General features: G+C 73.7%; 7 protein-coding genes. 6 read left to right on the top strand and 1 reads right to left on the bottom strand.

Annotated elements, in window-relative coordinates:
- Positions 1–85 precede the first annotated feature (85 nt).
- Positions 86–1,525, bottom strand: coding sequence for a serine/threonine-protein kinase (locus tag ACQ0O7_RS23070; RefSeq protein WP_430784253.1), 1,440 nt, complete (start codon positions 1,523–1,525; stop codon positions 86–88).
- Positions 1,526–1,712: 187 nt separating this feature from the next.
- Between ACQ0O7_RS23070 and ACQ0O7_RS23075 the strand changes: the two genes are divergently transcribed.
- From ACQ0O7_RS23075 to ACQ0O7_RS23100, 6 genes are all read left to right on the top strand, one after another.
- Entirely contained in the window at positions 1,713–2,315 is a 603-nt protein-coding gene (locus ACQ0O7_RS23075; RefSeq protein ID WP_430784254.1) for a hypothetical protein, read from the top strand.
- Positions 2,316–2,457: 142 nt separating this feature from the next.
- Positions 2,458–4,296 (top strand): diguanylate cyclase domain-containing protein, encoded by a 1,839-nt coding sequence (locus tag ACQ0O7_RS23080; RefSeq protein WP_430784255.1) that lies wholly within the window; start codon positions 2,458–2,460, stop codon positions 4,294–4,296.
- Positions 4,293–6,572 carry a putative bifunctional diguanylate cyclase/phosphodiesterase gene (locus tag ACQ0O7_RS23085; protein ID WP_430784256.1) on the top strand — a complete coding sequence of 760 codons (2,280 nt, stop codon included), beginning with the start codon at positions 4,293–4,295 and terminating at the stop codon, positions 6,570–6,572. Before ACQ0O7_RS23080 ends, ACQ0O7_RS23085 begins: the two co-directional genes overlap by 4 nt.
- A 20-nt stretch (positions 6,573–6,592) precedes the next feature.
- Positions 6,593–7,084 carry a hypothetical protein gene (locus ACQ0O7_RS23090; protein WP_430784257.1) on the top strand — a complete coding sequence of 164 codons (492 nt, stop codon included), beginning with the start codon at positions 6,593–6,595 and terminating at the stop codon, positions 7,082–7,084.
- Complete coding sequence (locus ACQ0O7_RS23095; RefSeq protein WP_430784258.1) at positions 7,072–7,956, top strand: SCO6745 family protein; 885 nt, start codon at positions 7,072–7,074, stop codon at positions 7,954–7,956. The genes ACQ0O7_RS23090 and ACQ0O7_RS23095 overlap by 13 nt, the downstream gene beginning before the upstream one ends.
- 26 nt (positions 7,957–7,982) lie before the next feature.
- A complete protein-coding gene (locus tag ACQ0O7_RS23100) occupies positions 7,983–8,756 on the top strand; it encodes a hypothetical protein (protein ID WP_430784259.1) in 774 nt (257 codons plus the stop codon).
- Positions 8,757–9,011 lie beyond the last annotated feature (255 nt).

The raw sequence follows: 9,011 nt of genomic DNA on the forward strand, positions 1-9,011 counted from the left end.
GTCCGGGGTGGCGGCGGCCTCGCGGGGACGAGACGGGACGGCCCGATCTCCGTGGAGCCGACGGGCGTACCGGCAAAGGGTTTTCCTAGACGCTCGCCTTCAGGTCGGCCAGGCGTTCCTGGAGGATCGCGGCCTGGTTCTCGGTCAGACCGCCCTCGTTCAGCCGCTGGCGGACCTTGCGCCGCAGCTGGTCCACCTGCTCGGTGAGGTCGGCGTCGGACTCCGGATCGATCAGGCGCAGCAGGTTGTCGAAGTCCAGGGCCACGTCGGCGCGGATCTCCCCGTCGCGTTCGCCGCGTTCCACGGCGGCCCGCACCCGGGACACCGCGGCGTCCACACTCAGCACGGCGGCGGTCGCCTCGGTGGTGGCCGGGGCGGCCGACGGCGACGGCGGGGGCGGTGACGGCGGCGGGGCCGCGATCGAGGCCGGGGCCGAGGCGGTGGCCGGCGCGGCTTCGGTGGCCGGCGCGCTGCCGAGGCTGTCGCCCGGCCCGCCGGCGAACCGCGGATCGTCCGGCGCGGACGTGCCCACCGCGTTGATCACGAAGACGAAGGCGATCGCGAGCACGGCCAGGGCGGCGCCGACGGCCACCCGCCGCGTCACCGGCGACCCTCCGGCGACGGCGCCACCGGCCGGGGGCATGACCTTGGCGTGACCGGTGGGTGGCCGGCCGGGCAGCGGAATGGTGAGCCGGGCCGGCGCGGACGGGATCAGCCGGGACAGCACCCGGCGGGCCTGCGCCGCGGTGGGCCGGCGGTGTGCCTCCTCGTCCAGGCAGCGCAGGATCAGCTCGCGTAGCCGGGCGGGCAGCGTCTCGGGCAGCGGGGTGGGCCCGTGCGCCTGGGCGGCGGCCAGCTCCTCCCAGGTGTTGACGTCGTACGGCGGATCCCCGGTGACCATCTCGAACAGCAGCACGCCGAGCCCGTACAGGTCGGTCGCGGGTTCGGCGGGTTTGCCGTCCAGCCGCTCCGGCGCGGCGTAGGCGGGCGTCCCGAAACTGGCCCCGGTCTCGTCGTCGTCGGGCTCCCCGGCGGTGGCGCTGATGCCGAAGTCGAGCAGTTTGACCCCGCCGGGGCAGAGCATCACGTTGCCCGGCTTGATGTCGCGGTGCACCACCCCGGCGGCGTGCGCGGCGGCCAGCGCCTCGGCGACGGCGGTGCCGATCGACACGGCCTCACCCCACGGCATCGCCCCGCCGAGATCGCAGAGCCGGGCCGCGACGGTCTCCCCGGAGAGCAGCTCCATCACCACGAACGGGGCGACCGAGCCGTCCGGCCGGACCGCCTCCCGGTAGTCGTGCACGGCGGCGATCCCCGGATGGGACAGCCGCGCGGCGAGCCGGGCCTCCCGCCAGGCCAGGTGCGCGGCCCGGGTGTCCCCGGCCGGGAGCTTGACCGCGACCGGCCGGTCGAGCAACTCGTCGGTCGCCCGCCAGACCTGCGCCATACCGCCCGTCTCCAACAGGGTCACCAGGCGGTATCGCGAGGCGAGCAGGACGCCCGTGTCCGGCCAAACTTCGTGCATCCCAGGACATTCACGCAGTCCGGCGGCCATGTCAACACTTCCGGTGCCTTCCCGCGGCGCATCTCACCACCAGGAGCCGGACGGGGGCCGGAATACGGGCAACCGACCCGCACCCGATACCTCCCCGACATGGAAACCGGGGCTGCCGAAGCTTAGGTCCTCCCCCGAGAAACCTAGGAGTCACCTGATGCGAATCCGCCGCACCGCAGTCGTCGTCGCCCTGGCCGCCGCCGTCACCGTCACCGGTGGCACCGCCGCCTACGCCCACAACGGTGGCAACAAGGATCGCAAGCCCTGCCCGGCCGACTCGGTCAAGCCCAAGCCGAGCGAGTCGGCCAAGCCGAAGCCGAGCACGTCGGCCGGACCGGTCAAGGCGCCCGGCAGCCGGCTGGTCCTGCCGTTCCAGGCGGTCGGCACCATCGACGCGGTCAACCTGGCCTCCGGCACCATCACCGTGGACGCCACCGGCGGCAGCGCGGACGTGCGCGGCAAGGACGTCACGGTGAAGGTCCCGAAGATCGCGCAGGTGCTGCTCAACGGCAGGAGCGTGCTGCCGGACGCGCTGACCGCCGGGCTGAAGGTGTCGGTGGCCGGCCTGCGCACCGACGACACCTACACCGCGGGTCTGGTCACCGCCGGCCTGAACCTGGGCACCAAGCCGAAGCCCACCCCGACCGCGACGCCGACGCCCGCCCCGACCGCCACCACCGCCTCCCCGGCGCCGACCGTGACGGTCACCGTGACCACCACCCAGACCGTCACCCCGGTGCCGACCCAGACCGAGCCGTGACCGGCCACCGATGACCGGTACGCCCCACCCGCCATGACAAGCCGGGGCGTACCGGTCATCGGCATTTCCGGTGTTTTCTTAAGGCCCCACCCGTCCCGGCCGATTCTCGCCGCGACGGGATCGGGTGGAACGGGGAGAGTGCATGCCTCCAGCGCGTGTCCCACTGTGGCGCGATCCGGTGCTGATCGCGCTGGTGGTGGCCTCTGTGCCGATCCTCGGCGGGTTCCTGCTCGGCCCCGGCGGCCCACGGGCACAGATCATCACCAGCTGGGTGGTCGCCCCGGTGGTGGACTACCTGCTCTTCGTGATGGCCCGGCAGGTGTACCGCACGCTGGAGCTGCCGGCGCACGCGTACCGGTTCTGGCGGGCGGTGGCCGGCGCCGGCCTGCTCTTCACCGCCGGTGACATGGTGCAGTTGATCGCCCTGGTGAGCGATCCGGGCATCGAGCGGATCACCTTCCACCCGGTGCAGACCGCCTGCGTGCTGGCCGGGGTGCTGCTGATCTGCTTCGCCGGCCTGATGCCCCGGCGGGGTGTCCGCACGTCCCGGGAGTGGACCCGGATCCTGCTCGACGCCGCCATCGTGAGTAGCGCCTCCGGCTCGGTGGCGTGGTGTCTGATGACCCGTCCCGGTCTGGACGAGACCGGGACCACGGCGTACCTGCTGGCCCTGTTCGGCTGTGCGCTGGTGCTGTGCACGGTGTTCGTGGTGGTCCGGTGCGGTCTCAGTGGCGACGCCCCGCTGATCCCGGCGGCGGCCGCGCCGATGGTGGGCGCCACCATCGGGCTGGCGGCCGGCAACGTGCTGCTGCCCAGCGGCAGCGTGACCGACACCGGCACCCAGATGGCGATGCTGCTCGCCCCGTGTCTGCTGGTGCTGGCCGGCCCCCGGATCCAGTTGCTGCGCGGCGCCGGTGGACTGTCCAGGCGGCAGTGGTGGTCGTGGGCCTCGAACCGCCGGTACAACCTGCTGCCGTACGCCGGAACCCTGGTCTGTGCCGTCGTCCTGATCGCCGTCCTGCTCCGGTACGGCCTCGGCCCGCCGGCCTGGGGCGCCCTGGCCGCGCTGCTGGTCAACGTGGGCCTGGTGGTGGGCCGGCAGGTGCTGGCGCTGGCCGAGAACAACACCCTGCTCGGTGAGATCCGCAACCGGGAGCAGCGCCTGCACGCCCTGATGCTGCACTCGTCGGAGATCACCTCGATCACCGGCGCCGACCGCCGGTTCACCTATGTCAGCCCGGCCGTGGAGCCGATCCTCGGGGTGCCGGCCGCCGTCGTGCTGGGCCACTGCTCGGTCCGGGTCCTGCACGACGAGGACCGGGCCCGGCTGGCGAGCGACCTGGACCACCTGTACGCGACACCCGGCGCCGAACTCACCTACCAGGCGCGCTACCGGCACGCCGACGGCTCGTGGCGCTGGCTGGAGGTGGTGGCCGCGAACCTCACCGGGGAGCCGGGCATCGGCGGCGTGGTGACCAACTCCCGCGACGTCACCGAGTCCCGCGAACTGCACGAGCGGCTGCGCTGGCAGGCCGGCCACGACGAGCTGACCGGGCTGGCCAACCGGCGCCAGTTCGCCGCCGCGCTGGCCGGGCGATCCGGTGACGCCACCGTGCTGCTGATCGACCTCAACGGCTTCAAACAGATCAATGACACGTACGGGCATGCCGCCGGCGACGCGATGCTGAGACATGTGACCGCACTGCTGCACGAGTGCACCGACCCGGACGACCTGCCGGCCCGGCTCGGCGGCGACGAGTTCGCCGTGCTGGCCGCCGGTGGCGCGGACGCCGGCGACCGGATCGCGGCCGGCCTGCGTGCGGCGCTGCGACGCCCGGCCGTGATCGCCGGCCGGGAGCTGCGGCCGGGTGCCAGCATCGGCGTGGCGACCGGCCCGGCCGGCGACCCGGACCACCTTCTCAATACCGCCGACCTGCGGATGTACGAGGAGAAACAGCGCATCCGGGCGTACGCGTCATGAACCGCTGGACGACCGCCGCCACGACCGTGCTCGGGCTGGGTGTGCTCTGGTACGCGGTGTGGACGCTGACCGGGTTCGGCTCGATCGCGGTCGGCTACCTGGTCATGCCGGTGATGATGCTGATCGCCGGGCTGTCGGTGCGGTCGATGCGCCGCTCGGTCGGCCTGGCGCCGGCCGGCCGCCGGTTCTGGCTGATGATCGAGGTGACCTGTCACCTGTTCGGGATGGGCTACGCGATCATGGTGCCGGCCGCGTTCCGGACCGCCCCGGAGCTGCCGGCCGTCCCGGTGGTGACCGCGGTGGTGGTCGGCGCGGCCGTGCTGGTCGCCATGTGGGGCGTGTCCCAGGTGCCGCTGGGCGTGACCACCCGGGCCGAGCGCGGCAAGCAGTGGCTGGACCGGGTGATCGCCTTCCTCGGCTGCTCGGCGGTGCTGTGGCACTTCGGGGTCGCCCCGGCGATCATGGCGGCCGAGCCGTGGAGCACCGCGGCGCTGGTGATCACGGTGATGGTGTGCGTGTTCGCGGCCGGCGCGGTGACCAAGGTGTCGTACATCGCCGGCGGCCCGGTGGACCGGACCGCGATGCGCCTGGTGGCCGCGACCGGGCTGTCCGCGGCCGCGCTGGTCCTGCTCTCCATCTACGGCGGGCCGCACGGGGCGATGATCGGGCAGGTGCTCGGCATGCCGTCCAGCGGTCTGCTGATCACCCTGGCCGCGGCCCGGCAGCGGGCCGCGGTGGACCGCCGGCCCCGGCCGGGCAACGTGTGGCTGCCCTACCTGGCGGTGGCCGCGGTGGACCTGCCGGTCGCCGACGTGCTGATCCAGAGCCGGTACTGGGCGCCCGGCGTGTGGGAGGGCCGGGTGATCGTGCTGGCCGCGGTCACCGTGACCGGCCTGGTGGCGTTGCGGCAGTACGTGGTGTGGCGGGACAACATGGCCCTGCTGCGCGAGAACCGGGAGTCCGAGCAGCGGCTGCGGCACGAGGCCACCCACGATCCGCTGACCGGGCTGGCCAACCGGGCGCTGTTCCGGCAGCGCCTGGACGCGGCACTGGCCGACGGCCCGGCCTCGGTGCTGCTGGCCGACCTGGACGAGTTCAAGACGGTCAACGACTCGCTCGGCCACGACGCCGGGGACGGCCTGCTGGTGGCGTTCGCGGACGTGCTGCGGGACGCGGCCGGGCCGGGCGCCGAGGTGGCCCGGCTGGCCGGTGACGAGTTCGCCGTGCTGCTGCCCGGCGACGTGCCCGGCGAGCTGGTCGCCGAACGAATGGCGATCGCGACCGCGCTGCCGGTCAGCGACCAGCGGCTGCTGGTCCGGTTCAGCGCCGGCCTGGACACCGCGCCCGGCGGCACCCCGGCCAGCCGGGTGCTGCGCCGGGCCGACGCCGCCCTCTACGTGGCCAAGGAGCGGGGCGGTGCCAACCTGGTGCGCTACGCCGACGGGATGGAACGGCCCGCCTCGGCACACGCCCGGCTCGGCGGTGACCTGCGCCGGGCCCTGGCCGACGGCGAGTTCCGGCTGGTCTACCAGCCGCTGGTGGCGCTCACCGACGGCCGGATCGTCGGGGTGGAGGCACTGGTCCGCTGGGAGCACCCGGAACGCGGCATGGTGTCGCCGGCCGACTTCATCCCGGCCGCCGAACGCACCGGGCTGATCGTGCCGCTGGGCCGGTGGGTGCTGCGCGAGACCTGCCGGCAGGCCGCCGCCTGGATCGCCGAGTTCGGCCCGGACGTGCTGGAGAAGGCGTCCCCGAACGTGTCGGTACGGCAACTGCACGACCCGGACTTCGTCGCCGACGTGGCCGCCGCCCTGGCCGACTCGGGACTGCCCGCCGACCGCCTCGCCCTGGAACTGACCGAGTCGGCGGTACTGCGCGGCCACCACGTCTCCCGGGTGCTGCACGAGGTGCACGCGATGGGCGTACGGCTGGCGCTCGACGACTTCGGCACCGGCGAGTCGTCGCTGAGCCTGCTGCGCGCCTTCCCGGCGGCCATCGTCAAACTGGACAAGTCGTTCGTCGACAACATCGAGATCGACGAGCCGGGCACCCCCGAGGCCGACGCCCGGCAGGCGGTGGCCCGAGCCGTGGTGCAGCTGGCCCGCGCGCTCAGCCTGGACACGGTGGCCGAGGGCATCGAGAACCAGGAGCAGGCGGACCGGCTGATCCAGCTCGGCTACACCGTCGGCCAGGGGTACCACCTGGGGCGGCCGATGCCGCCGGAGCAGATCACCGCACTGTTCGCGGCCCGCCGCCGGGTGGCCGCCGCCGCCTGACCGACCGATATCGTACGGCCATGGAAGCCGCCGACTCCCTCGCCGAGTGGCTGGACCGGATCACCTTCGAGGGCCTGTCCGAGGCGGACGCGACGGCGCAGATCGTCGGTGAGATCACCAAGTGGGCCGAATGGCAGGGCTGGCGGGTCTACCGGCGCGCGCCGAGCGTGTTCCCGCTGCCCCCGCCCCTGCGCGGCAACTCGGTCCTGGACGTGGCCTGTGCCCGCCCCGGCGACCAGCCGATCGCCGTCGAGGTGGACCGCACCGACCGGCAGCGCACCGTCGACAAACTGCTCGCCGAGGCGGCCGCCGGGCGGGTGGCGATCTGGGTGCGCTGGGGTGCCGGGCCGTTCCCGCCGCCACCGCTGCCGGTCCACCTGGTGACCGTCGAGGCCTCCCGCCGGTCCGGCCGGTGGTCTACCGTGACGGCGGCGCGGCCCGCACCGCGCCACTCCGGCGCGGTCGGTGCCGGGGACATCACCGGGGTGGAGGCGCCGCTGTGGGAGACGTGACCGAGGACCCGTACCGGATGGCCTGGCGGGTCGCCGAACCGCTGCACGCGATGATCTACTTCGTGCCGGAGGCCCCCGAGCGGTATGCCCGGTTCGGCCTGGACGGGATGGACGGCTACTTCGCGTCCCGGGGCGCCGCGTTCGGCCCGGTCGGCCCGGAGATCGTGACCGCCACCTTCTACAACTTCAACCCGGACCGGGTGGCCCGGGCCCTGCCCGCCGCCTGGGCGAAGGCGAGCCCGGAACAGATCGGCCGGGCCCGGCTGGAGGCGGCCGGGGCGGCCCTGACCCGGGGCCTGGGCGCGGAGACCCTGGCCGGCCCGGAGGTCGCCGAGGCGGCCGAGCTGGCCCGCACCGCGGCCGAGGCGGCCACCCGGCTGCCACAGGGCCGGCCGCTGTTCGCCGCGCACGCCGCCCTGCCCTGGCCCCGGGAGCCGCACCTGGTGCTGTTCCACGCGCAGACGCTGCTGCGCGAGTTCCGCGGGGACGGGCACGTGGCGGCGCTGCTGTCGCACGGGGTCGGCGGGCTGGAGGCGATCGTGCTGCACGCCGCCAGTGGCAAGGCCGACGGCCGGTTCCTGCGCGGTACCCGGGGCTGGAGCCGGGAGCAGTGGGCCGCGGCCGAGGACGGCCTGCGCCGGGCCGGACTGCTCGGGGAGGAGGGGCTGACCGCCGAGGGGGCCACGCTGCGTGCCCGGATCGAGGAGTGCACCGACCGGATGGCCGAGCCTGCCTACCGGGTTCTCGGGCCGGAGGGCGCGCTTCGGCTGGGTCTTCTGGTGCGGCCCCTGAGCAGGGCGATTGTCAAGGGTGGGCTACTCGACCCGATGGGATTGGTCACGCCGGAACGACCCCGGAATCAGTTGTCATAGGGTGATCGGTGGGTCACTCTTGGTTGGTGACACAGCAGCGGAGACACCCGGCGAATTGGTGGGCGCAGTTCCCAGAAGCCTCCGAGCGGTTCGACGCCGCCTATCTGACCGAAGGGCTCGGTGACCTGATCAATGCGAAGATAGCCGCCCCGCTGCTGCGCCGGGAGGCCGAGATCGCGGCCGACGTCGTGGTCCGCCATCTCAACAAGCCGCAGAGCGAGGAGCTGGCCGCACGGGCGACCGAGGCGGTCGAGCGGCTGGTCGCCACGGTCGAGCGGCTGGAGGAGCGCTCCGGCGAGCTGCTCTCGCTGACCGAGGCGCACGCCATCTGCCATCTGCTGTCCGGCCGGTTCGGTGAGGCCGCCAACGCCGCCGAGGAGTTCCTGAAGACGCAGCAGATCCTGCGGGTCTTCGTCGGCGCGATGCGGATGGAACGGTTCGACGCCGACCTGACAGTGAAGATGCTGGCGTCCGGCCACAACCCGTCCGCGGCCCTGCAGTCCGGCATGGTGGTCGGGAAGTACAGCTGGTGGCCCAGCTGGCTCATCAAGATCGTCACCGAGCGGGCGATGGCCGGCCGGCTGGACGAGGACACGGTCAGCGCTCTGGACCGGTGCGCCTACGCCGAGCTGACCCCGGCCCAGTCCCGGATCGCCCGGCGTCTGCTGGCCGGCGAGGACCAGCTGATCGACGCGTCGGCGATCCGCCTGGAGGGCCTGGGCGAGGCCGACGCGGCGGAGAAACTGCGCCAGGGCGACCTGACCGCGGTAGCTCTGGCCGCCCGCCTGATCCCGGTCTGACCCCACCCGCGCGCGCCGCTTCGCGGCACGCAACCGGCGACCCCGAGCCGCGTGCCGCGTTGCGGTGCGATCCGCACCGTTGTGCGGCACGTGAGCGGTGGCCCCGGGTTGTGTGCCGCGTTGCGGTTGTGTGCCGCGTTGCGGTGCGATCCGCGCCGTTGTGCGGCACGTGAGCGGTGGGCCCGGGTTGTGTGCCGCGTTGCGGTGCGATGTGCGCCGTTGTGCGGCACGCGAGTGGTGGGCCCGGGTTGTGTG

It is taken from the genome of Actinoplanes sp. G11-F43, assembly GCF_050589265.1.
Classification (GTDB): Bacteria; Actinomycetota; Actinomycetes; order Mycobacteriales; family Micromonosporaceae; genus Actinoplanes.